Annotated in this window: 18 protein-coding genes; 10 read left to right on the top strand and 8 right to left on the bottom strand. The window is 67.1% G+C overall.

Going from position 1 to position 21,062, the window contains the following annotated elements:
* Positions 1-2: 2 nt before the first annotated feature.
* The 4 genes from HLH34_RS03815 to HLH34_RS03830 form a co-directional block, all read right to left on the bottom strand.
* Positions 3-296: a hypothetical protein gene (locus HLH34_RS03815; RefSeq protein WP_183118270.1), complete on the bottom strand. Its 294-nt coding sequence runs from the start codon at positions 294-296 to the stop codon at positions 3-5.
* 141 nt (positions 297-437) lie between these two features.
* On the bottom strand, positions 438-1,508 hold the full coding sequence (gene hisC / locus HLH34_RS03820; protein WP_183118271.1) for a histidinol-phosphate transaminase: 1,071 nt from the start codon (positions 1,506-1,508) through the stop codon (positions 438-440).
* Positions 1,509-1,630: 122 nt separating this feature from the next.
* The gene (locus HLH34_RS03825; protein ID WP_183118272.1) at positions 1,631-2,239 is read right to left on the bottom strand and encodes an ankyrin repeat domain-containing protein; all 609 of its coding nucleotides are present in this window, start codon (positions 2,237-2,239) and stop codon (positions 1,631-1,633) included.
* Between the two features lie 65 nt (positions 2,240-2,304).
* On the bottom strand, positions 2,305-3,390 hold the full coding sequence (locus tag HLH34_RS03830; protein WP_183118273.1) for an MBL fold metallo-hydrolase: 1,086 nt from the start codon (positions 3,388-3,390) through the stop codon (positions 2,305-2,307).
* A gap of 412 nt (positions 3,391-3,802) precedes the next feature.
* On the opposite strand from HLH34_RS03830, the gene tkt reads away from it, so the two are divergent.
* The 10 genes from tkt (at position 3,803) to HLH34_RS03880 (ending at position 16,440) form a co-directional block, all read left to right on the top strand.
* Positions 3,803-5,917 carry a transketolase gene (tkt, locus tag HLH34_RS03835; protein WP_183118274.1) on the top strand — a complete coding sequence of 705 codons (2,115 nt, stop codon included), beginning with the start codon at positions 3,803-3,805 and terminating at the stop codon, positions 5,915-5,917.
* A gap of 130 nt (positions 5,918-6,047) precedes the next feature.
* Positions 6,048-8,915, top strand: coding sequence for a bifunctional transaldolase/phosoglucose isomerase (locus HLH34_RS03840; protein ID WP_183118275.1), 2,868 nt, complete (start codon positions 6,048-6,050; stop codon positions 8,913-8,915).
* Between the two features lie 115 nt (positions 8,916-9,030).
* Positions 9,031-10,026 carry a phosphogluconate dehydrogenase (NAD(+)-dependent, decarboxylating) gene (gnd, locus tag HLH34_RS03845; protein WP_183118276.1) on the top strand — a complete coding sequence of 332 codons (996 nt, stop codon included), beginning with the start codon at positions 9,031-9,033 and terminating at the stop codon, positions 10,024-10,026.
* A gap of 52 nt (positions 10,027-10,078) precedes the next feature.
* A complete protein-coding gene (zwf, locus tag HLH34_RS03850; protein WP_183118277.1) occupies positions 10,079-11,617 on the top strand; it encodes a glucose-6-phosphate dehydrogenase in 1,539 nt (512 codons plus the stop codon).
* A complete protein-coding gene (locus HLH34_RS03855) occupies positions 11,614-12,459 on the top strand; it encodes a Cof-type HAD-IIB family hydrolase (RefSeq protein WP_183118278.1) in 846 nt (281 codons plus the stop codon). The genes zwf and HLH34_RS03855 overlap by 4 nt, the downstream gene beginning before the upstream one ends.
* A 36-nt stretch (positions 12,460-12,495) precedes the next feature.
* Entirely contained in the window at positions 12,496-13,320 is an 825-nt protein-coding gene (locus HLH34_RS03860) for a Cof-type HAD-IIB family hydrolase (RefSeq protein ID WP_183118279.1), read from the top strand.
* The gene (gene pgl / locus HLH34_RS03865; RefSeq protein ID WP_183118280.1) at positions 13,320-14,057 is read left to right on the top strand and encodes a 6-phosphogluconolactonase; all 738 of its coding nucleotides are present in this window, start codon (positions 13,320-13,322) and stop codon (positions 14,055-14,057) included. Before HLH34_RS03860 ends, pgl begins: the two co-directional genes overlap by 1 nt.
* A gap of 74 nt (positions 14,058-14,131) precedes the next feature.
* Complete coding sequence (gene rpiA / locus HLH34_RS03870; RefSeq protein ID WP_183118281.1) at positions 14,132-14,836, top strand: ribose-5-phosphate isomerase RpiA; 705 nt, start codon at positions 14,132-14,134, stop codon at positions 14,834-14,836.
* A complete protein-coding gene (locus HLH34_RS03875) occupies positions 14,833-15,378 on the top strand; it encodes a gluconokinase (protein WP_183118282.1) in 546 nt (181 codons plus the stop codon). The genes rpiA and HLH34_RS03875 overlap by 4 nt, the downstream gene beginning before the upstream one ends.
* Positions 15,379-15,387: 9 nt before the next feature.
* Positions 15,388-16,440, top strand: coding sequence for a retropepsin-like aspartic protease (locus HLH34_RS03880; RefSeq protein WP_244959606.1), 1,053 nt, complete (start codon positions 15,388-15,390; stop codon positions 16,438-16,440).
* 103 nt (positions 16,441-16,543) lie between these two features.
* Here the strand turns inward: HLH34_RS03880 and hpnK are convergent, their stop codons facing one another.
* The 4 genes from hpnK to HLH34_RS03900 all read right to left on the bottom strand — a co-directional run bounded on the left by hpnK (position 16,544) and on the right by HLH34_RS03900 (position 20,836).
* On the bottom strand, positions 16,544-17,386 hold the full coding sequence (hpnK, locus tag HLH34_RS03885; protein ID WP_183118283.1) for a hopanoid biosynthesis-associated protein HpnK: 843 nt from the start codon (positions 17,384-17,386) through the stop codon (positions 16,544-16,546).
* A gap of 51 nt (positions 17,387-17,437) precedes the next feature.
* Positions 17,438-18,862 (bottom strand): hopanoid biosynthesis associated radical SAM protein HpnJ, encoded by a 1,425-nt coding sequence (gene hpnJ / locus HLH34_RS03890; RefSeq protein ID WP_183118284.1) that lies wholly within the window; start codon positions 18,860-18,862, stop codon positions 17,438-17,440.
* Positions 18,863-18,951: 89 nt separating this feature from the next.
* Positions 18,952-20,130: a bacteriohopanetetrol glucosamine biosynthesis glycosyltransferase HpnI gene (gene hpnI, locus HLH34_RS03895; protein ID WP_183118315.1), complete on the bottom strand. Its 1,179-nt coding sequence runs from the start codon at positions 20,128-20,130 to the stop codon at positions 18,952-18,954.
* 64 nt (positions 20,131-20,194) lie between these two features.
* Positions 20,195-20,836 carry an ABC transporter substrate-binding protein gene (locus HLH34_RS03900; protein WP_240162133.1) on the bottom strand — a complete coding sequence of 214 codons (642 nt, stop codon included), beginning with the start codon at positions 20,834-20,836 and terminating at the stop codon, positions 20,195-20,197.
* Between the last annotated feature and the right edge of the window lie 226 nt (positions 20,837-21,062).

Consider the following 21,062-nt stretch of genomic DNA (forward strand, 5'->3'; position numbering starts at 1 on the left):
GGTCAGATCGAGCGGTGACGCCGGGGCGACCCGAAGTCCTGGCGCGACCCCGGGCCCTGGCGCGGCCCGTCGGTCCGCTGCCCGCGCGGCGCATCCGCGTTCTTCAGCGCCGGTGCCGCGGCCAGTTCGGCTTCAAGCTGGCGGATGCGCTTCTGGACGCTTTCGCGCAGGGTGGGGGCGGTGTGCGACTTCATTGCCGCCAGGGTCTCGCGCAGGTCGCGCAACTGCTTCTGCTTTTCCGCCTGCGACCGCCGGATGGGTTGGTTGTCGGACATCTGGCCGTGAAATGCGCGCATGATGATGGTCCATGGTAGGAAGTGAAAAAAGAGCGGGTTTCCGGACTATAGCGGGAACGCACCAGGATCAAAAAGGGTACACGGCCCCCATGACCCAATCGGCCGCCGCGACGGGCGGGCCCGGCGCCGAACGACCGCAGGTCAGTCCGCGTTCTGTTTCAGAATGGCGTCCAGCGCATCCGTCACCATCCGGCATTCCTCGTCGGTGCCGACCGTGATGCGCAGCCATTCCGCGATCCTGGGCGTCCTGAAATGGCGCACGATGATGGCCCGCTCCCGCAGGGCGGCGGCCAGTCGGACGGCGTCACGATCAGGATGGCGGGCGAATACGAAATTTGCCTGTGACGGCAGAACCTCGAACCCCAGTCCCCTCAGGCTGGATGTCAGCCCGTTGCGTGATTTTATGATCTTTCCCGTGGTCCGCGCAAGCCATTCCCGATCCTCGATCGCCGCGGTCGCCCCGACCTGGGCCAGAAGATCGAGCGGATAGGAATTGAAGCTGTCCTTCACCCGGTTCAGCCCCTCGATCAGGTGGGCCTGCCCGATCGCATACCCTACCCGCAGGCCCGCCAGCGCATGGGCTTTCGACAATGTGCGGACGACCAGCAGGTTGGGAAAATGCCGGATCAGCGGGATCGCGGTGTCGGCGCCGAAGTCGACATAGGCCTCGTCGACCACCACCACGCGGTCGGGATGGGCGCGCAGCAATGTCTCGATCCGGCCCAGCCCCAGCGCGATGCCGGTCGGCGCGTTCGGGTTCGGCAGCACGATCCCGCCGCACGGGCGCAGATAATCCTCGACGTCGATCTGCATCGCCGCGTTCAGGGGCACGGGTTCGTGCGTGATGCCGTATAGGCTGCAATAGACCGGGTAGAAACTGTAGGTGATGTCCGGCGTCAGCAACGGCTCGTCATGCTTCAGCAGCGCCTGGAAGCTGTGGGCCAGCACCTCGTCCGATCCGTTGCCGACGAAGATTTCGTCCATCGCCACACCATGGGCGGTGGCGATCGCGGCGCGCAGCCGCTCGGCGGTGGGGTCCGAATACAGGCGCAGCCGATCGCCGGTGGCCGCGCGAATCGCCTCCAGCGCCGCCGGCGGCGGGCCGTAGGGGGATTCGTTGGTGTTGAGCTTGATCTGCTTCGTCATCTGCGGCTGCTCGCCCGGCACATAGGGCGTCAGGCTGTGGACGATCGGGCTCCAGAAGCGGCTCATGACAGGTTCCGTTGGCGGATGGGACGATAGGGGGCCGGACGTCGCGCGAAGGCGCCGACGGGTCGGATGGTCCGGCAGGCTTGCAGGCCGGCGTGCCCGGCCGGGAAGCCGGGCGCGCGCGGTCAATGTCGAGGGTGGGGGCCGTCCGCCCGTCCGCGCGGCGGCATCAGCGCCATGATCGCCGCCTGGCCCTGGCGTTCGGCCACCAGCCGCGCGCTGTTGCCCTCGCCGTCGCGGTGGTCGGGGTTGGCGCCGTGTTCCAGCAGGAAGGCGACGATCGGCGCGCGATTGAACATCGTGGCGAAGATCAGCGGCGTCCGTCCGACATGGTTGGGGGCGTCGATCGCCGCCCCGGCCGCGACCAGCTGGCGCGCGACGGCCAGGTCGCCCTTGAACGCCACGCCGGCCAGCGCCGTGGAACCCTTGCCGTCCTGCAGGTCGACGGTCGCGCGATGCGCCAGCAGGCAGGCAACGGTTTCGGCATGGCTGTTGTAGGCGGCCAGGAGCAGGGCGGAATATCCCCGCGCATCGCGCAGGTCGGGGTCGATGCCGGCGGCGAGGAAGCTTTCGATCAGGTCGGTCTGGCCGTCGCGCGCGGCGTCCAGGAACAGGCCCGCGATCTCGGAGTCCGTGAAAACGGTGGCCGGGTCATGGCCCTGTTCCCCCGGGCCCTGTTCCCCCGGCAGGGGGGCGTCATTGGCGGTCGTGTCGGTCACGCTGGTCTCGCGCATCGGGGGCCTCGGTGAAATTGGGGCGGACGATCCATCCTAGACCCTCATGGGCGGGGATGCGACCGTCAAGGCCGGACGACGGGAGGCAGGGGCGCGAAATCGCGGCATTCCCCATGGTTCAGGCTGGTGAATCGCTCCGGTTCCAGGCCCGCGGCGGCGCAGGCGACGGCCAGGCGACGCAGCGGCTCGTCGATCGGTTCGTCGGTCAGCCGGAATGTGCCGAAATGCATGCCCACCGCCCGCGCGGCGTCGAGGTCGAGCATCGCCTGCACCGATTCCTCGGGCGTGGTGTGGACGGCTTCCATCAGAACTCTGGGGTCGTAGGCGCCCACGGGCAACAGGGCGATGTCCGGCGCGCCCAGCCGGTCGCGGATCAGGCGCCAGTGTCGCCCGTGCCCGCTGTCCCCCGCGAAGAATACGCTCGGCGTGTCGCCCCGGGTCCGCGTATCGGCATGGATGGTGAAGCCGCCCCACAGCGCGCGATTGCGGTCGAAGGGCGTGCGGGCCGAGCCGTGCCGCGCGGGTGTGCAGGTGAACCGCGCCTGTCCCACCCCCGTTTCCTCCCACCAGTCCAGTTCGACGATCTCGCCCAGGCCGGCGCGGCCAAGTCCGGCCTTGCGCAGATGCCGCGCATTGCCCGGCGGGGTGAGCACGACCGGTGCGTCCCGACGGCCGATTCGGGCCAGGCTGGGCAGGTCCAGATGGTCGTAATGGCAGTGCGACACCAGGACCACGTCGATCCGCGGCAGGTCGGCGATGGCGCGGCCCGGCGGGCGGACCCGGCGGGGTCCGGCCCACCGCACGGGCGAGCAGCGGTCGGAAAAGACCGGGTCGGTCAGCACCGTCAGGGTCGATCCGTCGTTGCAGGGCAGGCGCAGCAGAAACGTGCTGTGGCCGATGAAGGTGATCTGGGCGTGGCCGGGGGCGGGGTGGGCGTGCGGATCGCCTGCGGGGGCCGGGTTGTCCAGCCGCGCGGGCCAGCGCGCGATCCGGCGGCGACGGCCCCATTGCCACCGCAGGATCGACAGCGCGCGCGGGGCGTGCGGCCCGGTGGGGGGCGGTATGATCGCGGCCGGGTTGAAGAAACGGCGCCCGTCGCAATGGTCCGAAACCGGCAGGGTGGGCGAAACAGGCAGGGGGACAATCGGCATCCGGGCGCTCCGCGCGGGGGAAGAACCAGTATGTCCCGTCGCGCCGATCGGGGCCAGAGCGGGGCGTAGTCGAGGACTCGTGATGAGCGGGGACTGGAATCCTGCCATCGGGGGGCGCTCTAATGCGGGCGAGGTTTTGAATCCGCCGGTGACTTGCTCCGCTGACTTGCCCCGACGGGGAGGTCGTGAGACTGTACGCGAAAGTGCATTCGGCCCGGGCGGCCAGGGTCGCCACCGGATGACAAAAAAATGACGATCAGGGGCCCGACACCGGGGCAGTCCTCTTCCCATGTCGGCGACGCGTCCCTGCTTGTGCGGGGGCACGGATCTTGCGGGGGTGTGGCCTGCCCGGATGTCGGCGGCCCGGATCGGATGTACGAGACAGGGCAACCATAATGGAGAAAGCTGTTTAATGCGTTCCATACTCACCCAGCTTGTTCGGGCCCCGGACGGCGCGACGGTCGGGTCCTCTGACCAGGACCTGCTGTGCATCAACACCATTCGCACCTTGTCGATGGATGGCGTTCAGAAGGCGAAATCCGGTCATCCGGGCACGCCGATGGCGATGGCGCCCCCGGCCTACGCGCTGTGGCAGAATGTCCTGAGTTACGATCCGGCCGATCCGCTGTGGCCCAACCGCGATCGTTTCGTGCTGTCCATCGGCCATGCGTCGATGCTGATCTATTCGCTGATCTACCTGGCCGGCGTGCGGGACGTGAAGCACGGCAAGGTGCTCGATGCGCCGTCGCTGACGCTGGAGGACCTGACCCGGTTCCGTCAGCTCGATTCCAAGACGCCCGGCCATCCGGAATATCACCACACGGCGGGCGTCGAGACGACGACCGGCCCGCTGGGGCAGGGCTGCGGCAATTCGGTCGGCATGGCGATGGCCGAGAAATGGCTGGCCGCCCGCTTCAACAAGCCGGGCTTTCCGCTGTTCGACTATCACGTCTACACGTTCTGCGGCGACGGCGACATGATGGAGGGCGTGGCCAGCGAGGCGGCGTCGACCGCCGGGCACCTGCGTCTGGGCAACCTGACGTGGATCTATGACAGCAACCGGATCTCGATCGAGGGATCGACCGACATTGCCTTCACCGAGAACGTGCAGAAACGCTTCGAGGGCTATGGCTGGCACGTTCTGGAGGTCAAGGACGCCAACGATCTGGCAGATTTCCAGACCAAGCTGGCCGTGGCGAAGGCCGAGACGGCCCGTCCGACTCTGATCATCGTCCATTCGGTCATCGGCTGGGGCGCGCCCAAGAAGGCCGGCACCGCCTCGGCACACGGCGAACCGCTGGGCGACGAGGAAATCCGCGGCGCGAAGCGGGCCTATGGGTGGCCCGAGGACAAGAGCTTCTACGTGCCCGAGGGCGTGCTGGAGCATTTCCAGAAGGGCCTGGGCGCCCGTGGCGCCGCGGCCAGCGCCGCGTGGAAGGCGCTATATGCGTCCTATGCCACCGAATACCCCGAACTGGCGGGCGAACTGGACGAGATCCTGCACAACCGACTACCCGCCGGCTGGGACAAGGACATCCCGGTTTACGAAGCCAGCGCCAAGGGCGTGGCCTCGCGCCAGAGCTCGGGCGAGGTGCTGAATGCCATCGCGCCGAACTTCCCCTGGCTGATCGGCGGATCGGCGGACCTGTCGCCGTCCACCAAGACCAACCTGACCTTCCAGGGCGCGGGCGCGTACCAGCCGCCGGAATGGAATGGCACCTATGGTGGCCGCAACCTGCATTTCGGTGTGCGCGAGCATGCGATGGGCTCGATCTGCAACGGGATTTCGCTGTCGGGTATCCGGGCCTACTGCTCGGGCTTCCTGATCTTCTCCGACTACATGAAGCCGCCGATCCGCCTGTCGGCGCTGATGAACCAGCCGGTGCTGTATATCTTCACGCATGATTCGATCGGCGTGGGCGAGGACGGACCGACCCATCAGCCGATCGAACAACTGGTGCAGCTGCGGTCCACCCCCGGCGTCACGATGATCCGCCCGGGCGATGCGAACGAGGTCGCCGAGGCCTGGCGCACGATCCTGCCCATGACCGACCGTCCGTCGGTGCTGATCCTCAGCCGCCAGAACCTGCCCACGCTGGACCGTACGGTCTACGCTCCGGCCTCGGGCCTGGCGAAGGGCGCCTATGTGCTGGCCGACAGCGACGGCACCCCGGACGTCATCCTGATGGCGACGGGCAGCGAGGTCGACCTGGTGGTCAAGGCCTACGAGACGCTGAAGGCCGAAGGGGTGAAGGCGCGCGTGGTGTCCATGCCGTCATGGGACCTGTTCGAGGCGCAGCCGAAATCCTATCGCGACAGCGTGCTGCCCCCCGAGGTCAGCGGCCGCGTGGCGGTGGAAATGGCCTCGCCGATCGGTTGGGACCGCTATGTCGGGCTGACCGGTTCGATCATCGCCATGCAGTCGTTCGGTGCCTCGGCCCCCGCCGACCAGCTGATGAAGAAATTCGGCTTTACGGTCGAGGCCGTCCTGGCGGAAGCCCGCAAGCAGGCAGGCAAGGCAGGCTGATCCCGTTGGCCGGGGTCGCACGGGGGCCGGTTTCGGCCGCGTGCGGACCCGGCCCGTTTCAGAGTCCAGAAAGGCGGAGTCCGACCCACCGGTCGGGGACAATCCGCCATGACATCTAAGGAGCAACACCATGAACGTCGTGCAGAAGACGGGTGTTCAGGGCGCCACCAATCCGCTCAAGGCGCTTGAATCGTTCGGCCAGTCCCCCTGGCTGGACTTCATCCAGAGGTCCTACACCGAGAACGGCAGCCTGAAGAAGCTGGTGGACGAGGACGGGCTGAAGGGCGTGACCTCCAACCCGGCCATCTTCCAGAAGGCCATGGGGCAGGGGACGGATTACGATCCCCAGTACAAGGACATCCTGGCCCACAAGATCGTCTCGGCCGGCACCTTGTACGAGACGATGGCCATCGACGACATCAAGGCCGCGACCGCCGTCCTCTATCCGGTCTACGAGCAGACCAAGGGCGTGGACGGCTATGTCAGCCTCGAGGTCTCGCCGTATCTGGCCCGCGACACCGCCGGCACGATCGAGGAGGCCCTCCGCCTGTGGAAGGCGGTCGATGCCCGGAACCTGATGATCAAGATCCCCGGCACCGACGAGGGTGTGCCGGCGGTCCGCGCAGCCATTTCCGAAGGGCTGAGCATCAACGTCACCCTGCTGTTCGCGCTCGACGCCTACAAGAAGGTGCTCGAGGCGTATATCGCCGGGCTCGAGGACCGTCACGCCAAGGGGCTGCCGGTCTCGGACATCGCCAGCGTCGCCTCGTTCTTCGTCAGCCGCATCGACGGCAAGATCGACAAGAAGATCGACGACCGCGTGGCGGCCGGCGACAAGGATGCCGAGGCGCTGAAGGCGCTGCGCGGCAAGGTCGCGATCGCCAACGCCAAGATGGCCTACCAGCATTGGCTGGAAGTGACGGCCAGCCCGCGCTGGCAGAAGCTGGCGGCCGCCGGCGCGCAGACGCAGCGTCTGCTGTGGGCCAGCACCGGCACCAAGGACAAGGCCTACAGCGACGTGCTGTATGTCGAGGAGCTGATCGGCCCCGAGACCGTCAACACCATCCCGCCGGCGACGTTCGACGCCTTCCGCGACCACGGCAAGGTCCGTGCCTCGCTGACCGAGGATGTCGAGGGCGCCCGCCACGTCATGGCCGAGGCCAAGCGCCTGGGCCTGGACCTCGATGGCGTGACGACGACCCTGGTGAACGAAGGCGTGGCCTCGTTCGCCGATGCGTTCGACGACCTGCTGGGCACGGTCGCCACCAAGCAGAACGCGCTGCTGGGCGACGTGCTGACCAAGACGACGGTCGACCTGCCCGCCGAGCTGGACAGCGCCGTCAAGGCCAGTCTGGACGCCTGGCGCAAGGGCGGCCTGGTCCGTCGCCTGTGGGCGCGCGATGCGACGGTCTGGACCGGCAAGGACGAGGCCCAATGGTTGAAATGGCTGGACATCGTCGATGACCGCCTGGCCGACCTGCCGGCGCTGGAGGCTTTCCAGGCCGAGGTGAAGCAGAAGGGCTTCAAGGACATCCTGCTGCTGGGCATGGGCGGATCGAGCCTTGGGCCCGAGGTGCTGGCCGAGACCTTCGGCAGGCATGAGGGCTTCCCGCATCTTTATGTCCTCGACAGCACCGACCCGCAGCAGGTCAAGGCGTTCGAGAAGAAGATCGACCTTGCCAACACGCTGTTCATCGTCTCGTCCAAGTCGGGCGGCACGCTGGAGCCGAACATCCTCAAGGCCTATTTCTACGATGCGGCCAGGAAGGTGCTGGGCGACAAGGTCGGCGGGCACTTCGTCGCCGTGACCGATCCCGGTTCGCACATGGAAGATGTCGCGAAGAAGGACGGATTCTGGAAGATCTTCCACGGCGAGAAGCAGATCGGCGGCCGGTATTCCGTGCTGTCGAATTTCGGCATCGTCCCGGCGGCTGCCGCCGGGGTGCCGCTGAAGGCGTTCCTCGACTCCGCGCTGCATGGGGTCAGGGCCTCGGCCGCGTCTGTGCCGCCGGCGCTGAATCCGGGCGTGCTGCTGGGCACCGTGCTGGGCGTGGCGGCGACGAAGTTCGGCCGCGACAAGGTGACCTTCGTGACCTCGCACCCGATCCGCGACCTGGGCGCGTGGCTGGAGCAGTTGATCGCGGAATCGACCGGCAAGATCGGCCGCGGGCTGATCCCCATCGATGACGAGACGCTGGGAGCCCCGGCACTGTACGGCAAGGATCGCGTCTTCGCGTATCTGCGCCTGGATTCGCATGCCTGCGCCGAAGAGGACGAAGCCGTGCGTGCGCTGGTCGCGGCGGGTGAGCCGGTGGTGACGATCCACCTGCATGACAAGCGGCAGATCGCGCAGGAATTCTTCCATTGGGAATTCGCGACGGCGGTCGCCGGTTCGATCCTGGGGATCAACCCGTTCGACCAGCCGGATGTCGAGGCGTCCAAGATCGAAACCAAGAAGCTGACGACCGCCTATAACGAAACGGGCACGCTGCCGGCGGAAGCGCCGTTCGCGACCGACGGCGCCTTCTCGTTCTTCGCCGATGCGACCAACGCGGCGGCGCTGAAGGGCGGATCGCTGGCGGACATCCTGAAGGCGCATTTCGGCCGGGTGAAGGCGGGCGACTATGTCGGGCTGCTGGCCTATGTCGAACGCGACCTTGCGACCCGCGAATGGATCCAGGCGACCCGCCTGACCATCCGCGACGCGCTGAAGGTGGCGACGGCGGCGGAATTCGGGCCCCGTTTCCTGCATTCCACCGGCCAGGCCTACAAGGGCGGACCCAACAGCGGCGTGTTCCTGCAGATCACCGCCGACGATGTGGCCGACCTGCCGGTCCCGGGCGAGAAATACACCTTCGGCGTGGTGAAGGCCGCGCAGGCGCGTGGCGATTTCGACGTCCTGGCCGAACGGGGCCGTCGCGCCCTGCGGGTGCATATCAAGGGTGACCTGAAATCCGGCCTGGATGCGCTGGGCAAGGCCATCGCCGCTTCCGTCTGATCAAGTCCCAGCCCCGCCCGCCTGTTGCGGGCGGGGCGTACTGCCGGCCGCCGGACCCTGATCGGGGCGGCTGATGCATGCGCGGCGAGGTTTCGCGCAAAGGAGAAACAAGAACATGCAAATCGGCATCATCGGCCTTGGCCGCATGGGCGGGAACATCGCCGTCCGTCTGACGCGACATGGACATGACGTGGTCCTGTTCGACCGCGACCCCGCCACCGTCGCCAAGGTCGCCGAGCGGACCGAGGGCGGGCGCGGCATCGCCGCCGGCAGCGTCGAGGATCTGGTCGCCAAGCTGACCGCCGGCCGCAAGATCGTATGGGTCATGCTGCCGTCGGGCGAGATCACCGAGGCCGCGGTCCAGCAGCTGAACGGCCTGCTGGGCAAGGATGACATCGTCATCGACGGCGGCAACAGCTATTACAAGGACGATATCCGTCGCGCGGCCCAGCTATCGGAGAAGGGCATCCACTATATCGACGTCGGCACGTCCGGCGGCGTGTGGGGCCTGGAGCGCGGCTATTGCATGATGTATGGCGGCACGAAGGATTCGACCGACCATATCGACCCGATCCTCAGCGCGCTGGCGCCGGGCAAGGGCGATGCGCCCCTCACCCCCGACCGCGACAAGCCGGGCCTGGATCCCCGGGCGGAGCAGGGATACCTGCATTGCGGGCCTGCCGGGTCCGGCCATTTCGTCAAGATGGTCCATAACGGCATCGAGTATGGTATGATGCAGGCCTTCGCCGAGGGCTTCGACATCATGAAGACCAAGAATTCGGCCATCCTGCCCGAAGACCAGCGCTTCGACCTGAACATGGCCGATATCGCCGAGGTGTGGCGGCGCGGCAGCGTCGTGTCTTCGTGGCTGCTGGACCTGACGGCGGAAGCCCTGGCCAAGAACGCATCGCTGTCCGAATTCACGGGCGAGGTCGCGGATTCCGGCGAGGGTCGCTGGACGCTGGAAGCGGCGATCGAGGAATCGGTGCCGGCGCCGGTCATCACCGCGTCGCTGTTCACGCGCTTCCGGTCGCGCACCGGCAATAACTACGCCGAGAAGGTTCTATCCGCCATGCGCTTCGGCTTTGGCGGCCACGTCGAGAAAAAATAATAAAAATCTCAACGACGGGAACGGGTGGAAACAGGGCAGGGAAACGTCCGACATGGATGGAATAGTCGCGTCAGCATCGTCCGAGATACAGGGGGCCGGCGCGGGAACGCAGCCACGGCCGGCCCCGCCCTGTACCTTTGTCGTCTTCGGCGGCGGGGGAGACCTGACGAAGCGGCTGCTGGTGCCCGCGATCTACAATCTGGCCTGCGCCGGATTGTTGGATGACGGGTTTTCCATCGTCGCCGTCGACTGGGCCGAATTGTCGAGCGACATCCTGCGCGCCCAGTTCCACGATGCCCTGCAGGAATTCGTAGCGCGGCGCGGCACTTCGGCGACCGTGCTGCGCGACGACATCTGGCAGTGGCTGCACACCCGCGTCACCTACCTGCGCGGGTCGTTCGAGGAAGCGGAAACCTACGACTGGCTGGCGCAGCGTGTCGGCGGGGGCAACGCGGTGTTCTACCTGGCGGTCGCCGCGCGCTTCTTCGGCCCCATCGTGGACAATCTGGGCACGTCAGGCCTGACCGAGGAGGCCGACGGCGCCTATCGTCGGGTGATCGTGGAAAAGCCGTTCGGGCATGACCTGAAGTCCGCGCGCGAACTCAACACCCGCCTGCTGGGCACCCTGCGGGAACGGCAGATCTACCGGATAGATCATTACCTGGGCAAGGAAACGGTCCAGAACATCATGGCCCTGCGGTTTTCCAACGGCTTTTTCGAACCGTTGTGGAACCGGCAGAATATCGACCATGTCCAGATCACGGCGGCCGAAACCGTGGGCGTGGAAAAGCGCGGCCGGTTCTATGAAGGGACCGGCGCGCTGCGCGACATGGTGCCGAACCACCTGATGCAGCTTCTGGCCATGACGGCGATGGAAGCCCCGGTTTCCTTCGATGCCGACGCGGTGCGCGACGAGAAATCGAAGGTCCTGAAGGCGATCCACAGCCTGATGCCCGAGGACGTGGTGCGCGGGCAGTACACGGCCGGGGCGCTGGCGGGCGCGCCCGTGCGCGGCTATCGCGACGAACCCGACGTGGCGCCGGAGTCCCGGACCGAGACCTATGTCGCGATGAAGCTGAATATCGACAATTGGCGCTGGGCCGGGGTGCCGTTCTATCTGCGCACCGGCAAGCGGCTGGCGGTGCGCAAGACCGAGATCGCCATTCATTTCCGGCACGCGCCGTATGCGCTGTTCCGCGACACGCCGGTCGAACGGCTCACGCCCAATATCATGATCATGCATATCCAGCCGACCGAAGGCGTCACCATGCAGTTCGGCGCCAAGATCCCGGGGCCCACGGTCCGGCTGGGCGGCGTGCGCATGAAGTTCGATTACTCGGAATGGTTCAGCGAGGGGCCGAGTACCGGCTACGAAACCCTGATCTACGACTGCATGACGGGGGATGCGACGCTGTTCCAGCGTGCCGACAATATCGAGGCCGGGTGGCGCGCCGTACAGCCGGTGCTGGATTGGTGCGACCGGCCGGAAGAGGCGCCGCTGTGTTCCTATGCCGCCGGGTCGGCCGGCCCGGTCGAGGCCGACGCGCTGCTGGCGCGGGACGGGCGGCACTGGCTGGGACTGACGGCATGAGCGCCGATGCGGCGCCCATGGCCCGGGCGGCGCCGTCGGGCAAAATCCGGCTGGTGGTGTCGGATATCGACGGTACGCTGGTCACGCGCGACAAGCGCCTGACGCCCGCCGTGCTGGCGGCCGCGCGGTCGCTGCGGGCGGCGGGGGTGGGGCTGTGCCTGGTCAGCAGCCGCGCGCCACGCGGCATGGAAATGTTCCTCGGCCCGCTGGCGATCGATACGCCCCGCGCGGGGCTGAACGGCGGGCTGATCGCCATGCCGGACGGCACCATCGTCTCGCGCCTGTCGCTGGACCCCGATGCGGTGCGGCAATCGGTCGAAATCCTGCAGGCCCACCGGGTAGACCCATGGCTGTTCATCGGCCATGACTGGATGGTGACCGACCCCGCCGGCCCCTATGTTGCGCGCGAGCGCCAGGTGGTGCAGACCGATCCGGTGGTCGTGCCCGATTTCGACGCCCACACCCATAATGTCGGCAAGATCATGGGGGCGTCGTCCGACTATCCGCTGCTGGCGCGGATGGAGGCCGAGATCGGTGCCCTGCTGGCCGGCCGCGCCAGCGTGCATCGCTCGTCGGATTACTATCTCGACATCACCCATTCGCGCGCGAACAAGGGCTATGCAGCATTAGAACTGGCGCGCCTGATGAATGTTGATATCGGAGAAGTTGCGTGCATCGGCGATATGTACAATGACGTGCCGATGCTGGACGAGGCCGGGGTGGCGATCGCGATGGGCAATGCCCCCGACGGGGTCAAGGCCCACGCCCATTTCGTGACCGCCAGCAACGAGCAGGATGGCTGGGCGCATGCGATTGAACGCTATGTCCTGCCGCGGGTCTGAAGGGGCCGGGCGGGTGAAGAGATTGAGGAAGCGGGTATGATCGCGGGGAAGGCCGGGCCGATCCGGCTGGTGCTGGCGGATGTCGACGGTACGCTGGTCACGCGCGAAAAGATCCTGACCCCGCGCGCGATCCGCGCGGTCGACCGCCTGCGCGAACGTGGAATCCTGTTCGCCATCACCAGCGGCCGCCCGCCGCTGGGCATGAAGATGGTGACCGAGCCGCTGCGGATCGACCAGCCGATCGCCGGGTTCAACGGCGGGATGATCGTGCGTCCCGATTTTTCGGTGATCGAGGCCCATACCCTGACGCCGGAGGTCGCGCGCCGCACGCTGGGTATCCTGCGCGACCACAAGGTCGACCCCTGGGTCTATAACGGCAATGACTGGATCGTCTCGAACCCCGAGGCCCCGCATGTCGCCCGCGAGCAATGGACGGTGAAATTCCCCCCCAAGGTCGCCGCCGACGTGGGCGCGGCGCTGGACCAGGTGGTGAAGATCACGGGCGTCAGCGACGACCTGGAACTGATGAAGCGGGTCGAGCACGATTTGCAGGAAGCGCTGGGCGATGCGGCATCGGCCGCGCGGTCGCAGCCTTATTATGTCGACGTCACGCATCACGACGCCAACAAGGGCGGGGTGGTGATGGCGCTGGAACGGCTGCTGGGCGTGCCGGCGGCGCAGATGGCGACGCTGGGCGATCAGCCGAACGACGTGCTGATGTTCCGGCGCAGCGGCCTGTCCATCGCCATGGGCCAGGCCAATGACGAGGTGAAGGCACAGGCCACCCACGTCTCGACCTCGTCGGAGGAGGAAGGGTTCGCGGTGGGTGTCGAACGTTATATTCTGGGAGATGAAGCCTGATGGGCGGTCATGACGTGAAAACCGGCGAGATGATTGTGCTCGCGGATGGCGAGGCGATTGCCCGGTACGTGGCCGAATGGCTGACCGAACAGGCGCTGGCCAAGACCGGCGGCCCCTTCGTGGTGGCGCTGTCCGGCGGGTCCACGCCCAAGCGGCTGTACGAGATCCTGGCTTCGCCCGACTATGCCGCGCGCTTTCCGTGGGACCGCACCCAGTTCTTTTTCGGCGACGAACGCTTCGTTCCCGAAAGCGATCCGGCGAACAACTACACCATGACGCGCCAGGCGCTGCTGTCGCATGTCGCCGTGCCGGAGGCCAACGTGCATCCGATGCCGACACAGGGCGACCCCACCGCCGCCGCCGCGCGGTACCAGGCGGAGTTGCAGGCCGTCTATGGCGCCGGCACCCTGCAGGCGGGCCGGCCGCTGTTCGACGTCGTGCTGCTGGGGCTGGGCGACAACGGCCACACGGCTTCGCTGTTCCCACGTACGCCGGTGCTGAACGAACGGACGCTGTGGGTGTCGACGTGCGTGCCCGACGACGCGCCGCACACGCGCCTGACCCTGACCTATCCGGCGATCCATTCCAGCCGCCATGTGGTGTTCATGCTGGCCGGTGCCGGCAAGAAGGAGGCCTTCACCAAGGTACGCGCGGGCGACCCCGGCGAACCGGCCAGCCACATCACTACCGAGGGCGAACTGGTCTGGCTGCTGGACAAGGCGGCCACCGGGGGCTGATCGGGCCCGGACGAACCGAAGAAACGACAAGAGGGCCGCCGGCTCGTCCGGCAGGCTCCGGAGGAGACAAGGCAATGGGCGTCCAGGATGCGGACCCGATGAATGAACTGAAGCGCATGGCGGCCGAGGAAGCCGCCGCCATGGTGCAGGACGGGATGGCGGTGGGCCTGGGGTCGGGCAGCACGTCGGCGATGATGATCGACGCATTGGGCCGGCGCTGGGCCGAAGGGCTGCGCTTCGTCGGCATTCCCACCTCGGAACGCTCGGCCGACCAGGCGCGGGCGCACGGCATCACGCTGGTGACGTTCGCAACCCACCCGCAACTGGATCTGGCCATCGACGGCGCCGACGAGGTCGAGCGCGGGTCGCTGGACCTGATCAAGGGGCTGGGGGGCGCCCTGTTCCGCGAAAAGATCGTGGCTGCCGCGGCGCGCCGCTTCATCGTCGTGGTGGACGAAAGCAAGCTGGTCGACCATCTGGGCAGCCGCGTGCCGGTCCCGGTCGAGGTCACGTCCTTCGGCTGGGAAAGCACGGCGCGGCAGCTGGGCGACCTGGGCGGGCGGGTCGCGCCAAGGATGGATCGCAATGGGGGCCTGTACGTCACCGACGGGGGCAACATGATCCTGGATTGCACGTTCGGTCCCATCGCCGACCCGCCGGCCCTGGCCGCCGCGATTCGCGGCGTGGTCGGCGTGGTGGAAAGCGGCCTGTTCATCCATCGGACGTCCGAGGTCATCGTGGCCGGCCGCAACGGCCTGACCCGCCTGGTGGCGGCATGACCGCCCCCCTGCCGCAGGCCGAGGGAATCCGCCCCCGGGTGCTGGTCATCATGGGCGTCTCGGGCTCGGGCAAGACGACGGTGGCCGAGGGCCTGCACAACATCCTGGGCTGGCCGTACCAGGAGGGCGACCTTCTGCATCCCAAGGCCAACGTGGACAAGATGGCCGCCGGCATTCCCCTGACGGACGAGGACCGCTGGCCGTGGCTGGCGCTGTGCCGCCAATGGATCGACGCGCGGATCGCCGAAGGCGGTGGCGGCATCCTGACCTGTTCGGCGCTGAAGCGGTCCTATCGCGACGTGCTGCGGCAGGGGACGGACGACGTGGTGTTCGTCTATCTGAAGGTGCCCGAGCCGGTGCTGCAGGCGCGCCTGGCGCGGCGCAAGGGGCATTACATGCCGCCCAGCCTGCTGCCCAGCCAGCTTGCGACGCTCGAGGAACCCGCGCCGGACGAGCACGCCCTGGTCATCGACATCGAAAGCACCGTGGCCGAGGTGATCGCGGCGACGCTGGGCAAGTTGAAATACGGGCTGAAGAACTGAACGATCGGCATGGCGGGCCCAGGGACGGAATGGAGGGGGATGGGCCTGTCGTCGCGTGCGGTCGTCCTTGTTCCGGCCGCCCTGCTGGTCGTGTTTTGGGCCGTACGCGCCCGGGCGGCTGAGGGGGCCGACCGGGCCGACGTGGAGGTGGTGCCGGAACGCTGCGTCGCCCATGTGATCACGGCGCCGCTGCTGACCGGCGACGGCAGCCCCGCCATCCCGGTGCGAATCAACGGGATGGCGGGGGCGGCGTTCCTGGGCATGACACAGGAAAGCCTGGGCGTGTTCGAGCGCGCCGACATGCACTATCCCGTGGGCAAGGCGCTGCCGGTGCAGACGGTGACCGGCGAAGGCCGGTCCTACACCACGATGGTCGACGATCTGGTGATCGGGCTGGGAACGGCCCATCACATCAACGGGGTCATGCTGGGGCCGTTCGGCGAACAGAAGATCGCGGGGCGGTCCGTGCTGGGGGTGCTGGGCTACGACATCCTGGGAAATTACAATGTCCTGCTGGATTTTCCCAACCAGACCCTGACCCTGTTCAAGGAAAGCGGCGCCCCGGGCTGCCCGCCCGTGTCGCTTCTGGTCGGTGCGCGGCCCTATGCCGCGGCGCTGATGCCCGACGTGCGGGGGATGGATGTCATGGTGCAGGTGACGATCAACGCCGTGCCCATCGGCATGGAGGTGGAACCCGGGTCCAACGCCTCCATCATCCGCGCCGCCGATGCCGCCGATGCGGGGGTGGGGCCACCCGAACTGGCCAACGATCCACGCAGCCGCACCGACGCCGGCACGGCGATCGTCGGTCACCGGCACCGCTTCGACCAGCTCGTGCTCGGTACCCTCCACGGCGCGGTGCTGCAGGCCGACGTGGCCAAGGCGGCCTATAATATCCTGGGAATGGATTTTTTTCGGAACCGGACGGTGCTGTTCGCCTTTCCCAGCCGGATGCTCTATTTTTCGGACCCGCAAGCGCCGACAGGGACGGAAATGGCGCATTCGGGCCTCAGCCCGGCCCAGTCCCGGATGGCCGACGCCACGGTCGAGGAACAGCCCTGACCGCCAAAGGCCGCCGGTCTTTGGAAACCAATTTATTTATCCATCATCGGGGACCCGGGCCTCAGGCCAGGTGAGTTCGGGCAACGCCCGATCGGTATTGCGATCAGTCCTGCGTCCACGTCGTCGGCAGGGCGCGGCAGTGCGACAGGCCGGCGCGGAAGCCGGGACTGCACAGGGCGGCCAGTTCGGCTGCATGCTCATAATCCGGCATCACCCTGTCGATCAGCGCGTTCTTCGCGGTGGCGGGGTGGAAATAGATTTCCGACAGCCCGTCGGGCAGGTGCGCGGCCAGGGCCGCGACCCGGTCGGTGGTCATGTGGCCGCTCCAGGCGATACCGAAGCACCAGTCGTTGGTGCGCAATCCGGCGCGGTGGGCCTGGCGGCGCAGCACACCGGTCCAGCGCCGCAGGGCGGCGGCCCCCGGCGAATCGCTGTAGGTGCCGGCGGCGAACAGGGGCTCGGGCGGCTCCAGCGGGACGCGGATCGCCCGCAGGCCGTGGCGCAGGCCGCTTTCGATCATCAGCTTGCCCACCGTCGGGTGCAGATGCATGTGCTTGTGCGCGTTGGCGTGGTCCAGCGTCAGCCCCGTCCGGGCGAAGGCCGCGAACTGGGCTTCGATCTCGGCCGCGAGCTGGCGGCGTACGCCGGGGCGAAAGAAATAATTGATGCCCAGTTCAAGCTGGTTGGACGGAAACTGCCCGTCCCGATCTACCAGCGAAGGAATGTCGGCGGGCGGCAGGGTTGCCGGTCCCTCGATCACCACCAGATGCAGCCCGACATGCAGGCCGGGCAGGCGGCGCGCGCGCGCGATCGCATCCGCCGCCGCCGGCCCCGCCACCATCAGGCTGGCGGTGGACAGCAGGCCGTCGCGATGCGCGATCTCGATGGCTTCGTTGACCTCTTCCGACAGACCGAAATCGTCGGCGGATACGATCACGCGCTTCATGGACACTCGCCGGGGAAAGGGCCGCCGGGGCGGCGGCCCCGGCGGGCGCGGTCAGGCCGCGCGGCGGTCACGCAGGAACTGGAAGAATTCCACGCCCTCGCGCAGGCGGCGCTTCATCATCTGCGGGCTGAGCACCATCTCGCCGACGATCGAGGCGATCTTGGGCGCGCGGAAATAGAATTTCCGGTAGAATTCCTCGACGCTGCCGAAGATTTCGGTATGCGACAGATGCGGGTAGTGCAGGGGGGCGATCTGCACGCCGTTATCGTCGATCAGTTCGGCATTGCTTTCGTCCAGCCAACCGTTCTCGGCCGCCTGCTTATACAGGAACGTGCCGGGATAGGGCGCGGCCAGGGACACCTGCAAGGTGTGCGGATTGATCTCGGTGGCGAACTTGATCGTCTCCTGGATCGTTTCCTTCGTCTCGCCGGGCAGGCCCAGGATGAACGTGCCGTGGATCTTGATCCCCAGCTCGTGGCAGTTTTTGGTGAATTCGCGCGCGACCTCGACCCGCAGGCCCTTCTTGATATTGTGCAGGATCTGCTGGTTGCCGCTCTCGTAGCCGACCAGCAGCAGGCGCAGGCCGTTGTCCTTCAGGACTTCCAGCGTCTTGCGTGGCACGTTGGCCTTGGCGTTGCACGACCAGGTGACGCCCATCTTGCCCAGTTCGCGCGCGATCGCTTCGGCGCGCGGCAAATCGTCGGTGAAGGTGTCGTCGTCGAAGAAGAATTCCTTGACCTGCGGGAAATACTGCCGCGCCAGGCGGATCTCGGCGGCGACATGTTCCGGGCTGCGGGTACGGTAGTGATGCCCGCCCACCGTTTGCGGCCACAGGCAGAAGGTGCAGCGCGATTTGCAGCCCCGGCCGGTGTAGATCGAGATGTACGGGTGCATCAGGTACCCGATGAAGTAATCCTCGATCTTCAGGTCGCGCTTGTAGACCTCGGTCACGAAGGGCAGACTGTCCATGTTCTCGATCATGGCGCGGTCGCGGTTATGGACGATGACGCCTTCGTCATTGCGCCAGGAAATGCCGTCCACGTCCTTCAGGTCGCGGCCTTCGGCGATTTCCTTGATCGTGAAGTCAAATTCGTTGCGGGCCACGAAATCGACCGGGCCGCCCTTCAGCAGGCTTTCCTCGGGCTGGACGGCGACCTTGGCGCCGACCATGCCGATTTTCAGCGACGGGTTCGCGTCCTTCAGCATCTGCGCCACCCGCACGTCCGAGGCGAAGGACGGGGTGGAAGTATGCATCACCACCAGGTCGCGGTTGCGCACGTCCTGCAGGATCGGCTCCATGCCCATGCGCGCCGGCGGGGCGTCGATCAGGCGGCTGCCTTCGACCAGGGCGGCGGGCTGGGCCAGCCATGTCGGATACCAGAACGACCTGATTTCCCGCTTCGCCTGGTAGCGGGAGCCCGCGCCGCCGTCGAAACCGTCGAAGGAAGGGGGTTGGAGGAACAGGGTCTTCATCATGATACGCGGATCCTAGGAACGTGGGGGACCTGCTGGAATGGGGGTCCGGCACGCCCGTTCTTGATATGCCTTGTGTCGCAGGGGCGCTGTCAGTCGCTCCGTACGACAGGACGGGATGGGGGCGTTATAACCGAATGTGGCGCGAGATGCATCGTCTGTCCACGCCACGCCACGCGGCTGCCGGTCACGCTGCCCGCCATGATGGCTGCCGAAAGCCAGTCGCGCACCGGCAGCAGCAACAGGGGAACCATGCTGCGCTGGGCCAGCATGCGGTCCATGAAGAACGCGCAAATTGCCCTGGCGGCCCAGACAGCCAGGAAAACCGCCCATGTCCATCGTGCATGGGGCTGGCACAGGACGGCCACCGCCGCCCAGAACAGCGGCAGCTGGACGGCCGAGGCCGCGTAGCCCGCTGGCTCCAGCGTCTTGACCGTGCGGCCCCAGCGCAACTCGTGCGTCAGCACGTCGCCGAAGCTGGCCTCGCCCACGGTGGTCCAGGTCATGCACGACGCGATGGCGATATGCTGGCGGCGCTCGCGCACCAGGCGGCCCAGCATGGCGTCGTCGGCGATGTGCGGCGCCAGGGCCTGCAGGCCGCCGACGGCGTCCAGCATCTCGCGCCGCAGGGCCATGGTGGCCCCCAGGCAGTCCTGCCGGCCCAGATAGCGCGACAGCATCACGCCCGGCAGGAAATTATGGTTGATCTGGCAGGCCGCCAGCAGGCGCGGCAGGGATCGCGTGGCCGGCAGGCCGGCATACAGGGTCGTCACCAGCCCGACTCCGGGCCGCGACAGCGCGTCGACGACATGCCGCAGATAGTCCGGCGCCACATGGATATCCGAGTCGGAGATGATCAGGATATCGTGCCGGGCCTTCGGCAGCATGTTGATCAGATTGCCGATCTTGCGGTTGACGCCATGCCCGGCCGGATCGACCACCAGGTCGATCTCCAGCCCCGGATGGCGTTCGCGCAGCCGCCGGACGATGGCGATCGCCGGGTCGCCCGCATCCTGCACGCCGAAGACGATCTGCATGCGGGGGTAGTCCTGCGTGCAGAAGCTTTCCAGCGCTTCCTCCAGCAGGGGTTCGTCGCCATGCAGTGGCTTCAGGACGGTGACCGGCGGCAGGGTAGGCGCCATGGGGACGCGCCGCTCCCGCCATCTGAAGCGGGACATCAGCGCCGTACCCAGTGATGCCTGCACGCACCCTGCAACCGCGATCAGGGCGGCGGCACCGGCGGGGGAGGCAAGGGCGTGCAAGGCGGACATCATCTTTCCGGCAGGGGGCGCAGGTCGTCTCGGGTCAGGGGCGTCGGTCGGTTCCGGCTGCGGATCACCCGGCCGAGAGCGCCTTGACCCTCTTCTGTAGCAGCGTGATCAGAGTCTGCACATTCCCGGATGCGAGGGTGGAACTGAAATCGGACCGCTGGGCCGCGATCTGGCTGATATGGGCGTTCAGCAGGACGTCGACGATGCGCCAGCCATCGGGGCCCGAGCGCATGACATAGTCGATCTCGGTGCCGTCCGGGTCCTCGGTCGATCCGATATGCGTCGTCACGATCTGGTCGTTGCCGACCGGGGACGGGCGCGGGGTCGGGTCCACGTTGAAATGGGCATCGCCGCCGGGTTTGAAGCTGGAGATATAGCGGGCGATGGTGAACTGGCGGAACACATCCAGCAATTGCTGCTTGTCCCCGTCCGACAGGCCCGCATAACGCAGACCGACGGACCCCCGCAGCACCGTCTCCAGATTATAGACCTTGTCCACCACGGGGGCGAGGATCTGTGCCCGTTGGTCGAACGTGCCGCTGCCCGGGGCCTGGATCCGGCCCAGCGCGGCATAGAGCGCGTTGACCGGGGCCGTCACCGTGACCTGCGCGGCCCGCCCGGCGGACTGGGCGTGCGCCGCCGATGCGACCAGCGGGGCCGCTGCCGGGACCACGGCCAGGCCGGCGCACAGGAACAGGGTAGCCATGGGCCGAGACGTCCGGGAGAGGGATATCCGGGACGGGGATTTCATCAAGCGTCGCATCACCATCATGACTTCGGTCCGATTGTCGCCTTTAGCAAGGGTTGGGTCATGTTGTTTTCGATCCCCAGGGCATGGAATGCGGTATGCGCGATGGCGGCGGCATCGAGTCCGGCCTCGTGATACTGGACGTCCTGGGTGTTGTGGTCGATGAAGCGGTCGGGCAGGGTCA

The sequence above is a fragment of the Gluconacetobacter azotocaptans genome (genome assembly GCF_014174355.1).
Taxonomy (GTDB): Bacteria; Pseudomonadota; Alphaproteobacteria; order Acetobacterales; family Acetobacteraceae; genus Gluconacetobacter; species Gluconacetobacter azotocaptans.

Bases quoted from the DNA above. Each gene is read 5' to 3' on its own strand.
- HLH34_RS03900 (WP_240162133.1), bottom strand. From the start codon at position 20,836: ATGGCTACCCTGTTCCTGTGCGCCGGCCTGGCCGTGGTCCCGGCAGCG.
- HLH34_RS03825 (WP_183118272.1), bottom strand. From the start codon at position 2,239: ATGCGCGAGACCAGCGTGACCGACACGACCGCCAATGACGCCCCCCTG.
- hpnK (WP_183118283.1), bottom strand. From the start codon at position 17,386: ATGAAGCGCGTGATCGTATCCGCCGACGATTTCGGTCTGTCGGAAGAG.
- zwf (WP_183118277.1), top strand. From the start codon at position 10,079: ATGGATGGAATAGTCGCGTCAGCATCGTCCGAGATACAGGGGGCCGGC.
- pgl (WP_183118280.1), top strand. From the start codon at position 13,320: ATGGGCGGTCATGACGTGAAAACCGGCGAGATGATTGTGCTCGCGGAT.
- gnd (WP_183118276.1), top strand. From the start codon at position 9,031: ATGCAAATCGGCATCATCGGCCTTGGCCGCATGGGCGGGAACATCGCC.
- HLH34_RS03875 (WP_183118282.1), top strand. From the start codon at position 14,833: ATGACCGCCCCCCTGCCGCAGGCCGAGGGAATCCGCCCCCGGGTGCTG.
- hpnI (WP_183118315.1), bottom strand. From the start codon at position 20,130: ATGTCCGCCTTGCACGCCCTTGCCTCCCCCGCCGGTGCCGCCGCCCTG.
- rpiA (WP_183118281.1), top strand. From the start codon at position 14,132: ATGGGCGTCCAGGATGCGGACCCGATGAATGAACTGAAGCGCATGGCG.
- HLH34_RS03860 (WP_183118279.1), top strand. From the start codon at position 12,496: ATGATCGCGGGGAAGGCCGGGCCGATCCGGCTGGTGCTGGCGGATGTC.
- HLH34_RS03830 (WP_183118273.1), bottom strand. From the start codon at position 3,390: ATGCCGATTGTCCCCCTGCCTGTTTCGCCCACCCTGCCGGTTTCGGAC.
- HLH34_RS03880 (WP_244959606.1), top strand. From the start codon at position 15,388: ATGGCGGGCCCAGGGACGGAATGGAGGGGGATGGGCCTGTCGTCGCGT.
- tkt (WP_183118274.1), top strand. From the start codon at position 3,803: ATGCGTTCCATACTCACCCAGCTTGTTCGGGCCCCGGACGGCGCGACG.
- HLH34_RS03840 (WP_183118275.1), top strand. From the start codon at position 6,048: ATGAACGTCGTGCAGAAGACGGGTGTTCAGGGCGCCACCAATCCGCTC.
- HLH34_RS03815 (WP_183118270.1), bottom strand. From the start codon at position 296: ATGCGCGCATTTCACGGCCAGATGTCCGACAACCAACCCATCCGGCGG.
- hisC (WP_183118271.1), bottom strand. From the start codon at position 1,508: ATGAGCCGCTTCTGGAGCCCGATCGTCCACAGCCTGACGCCCTATGTG.
- hpnJ (WP_183118284.1), bottom strand. From the start codon at position 18,862: ATGATGAAGACCCTGTTCCTCCAACCCCCTTCCTTCGACGGTTTCGAC.
- HLH34_RS03855 (WP_183118278.1), top strand. From the start codon at position 11,614: ATGAGCGCCGATGCGGCGCCCATGGCCCGGGCGGCGCCGTCGGGCAAA.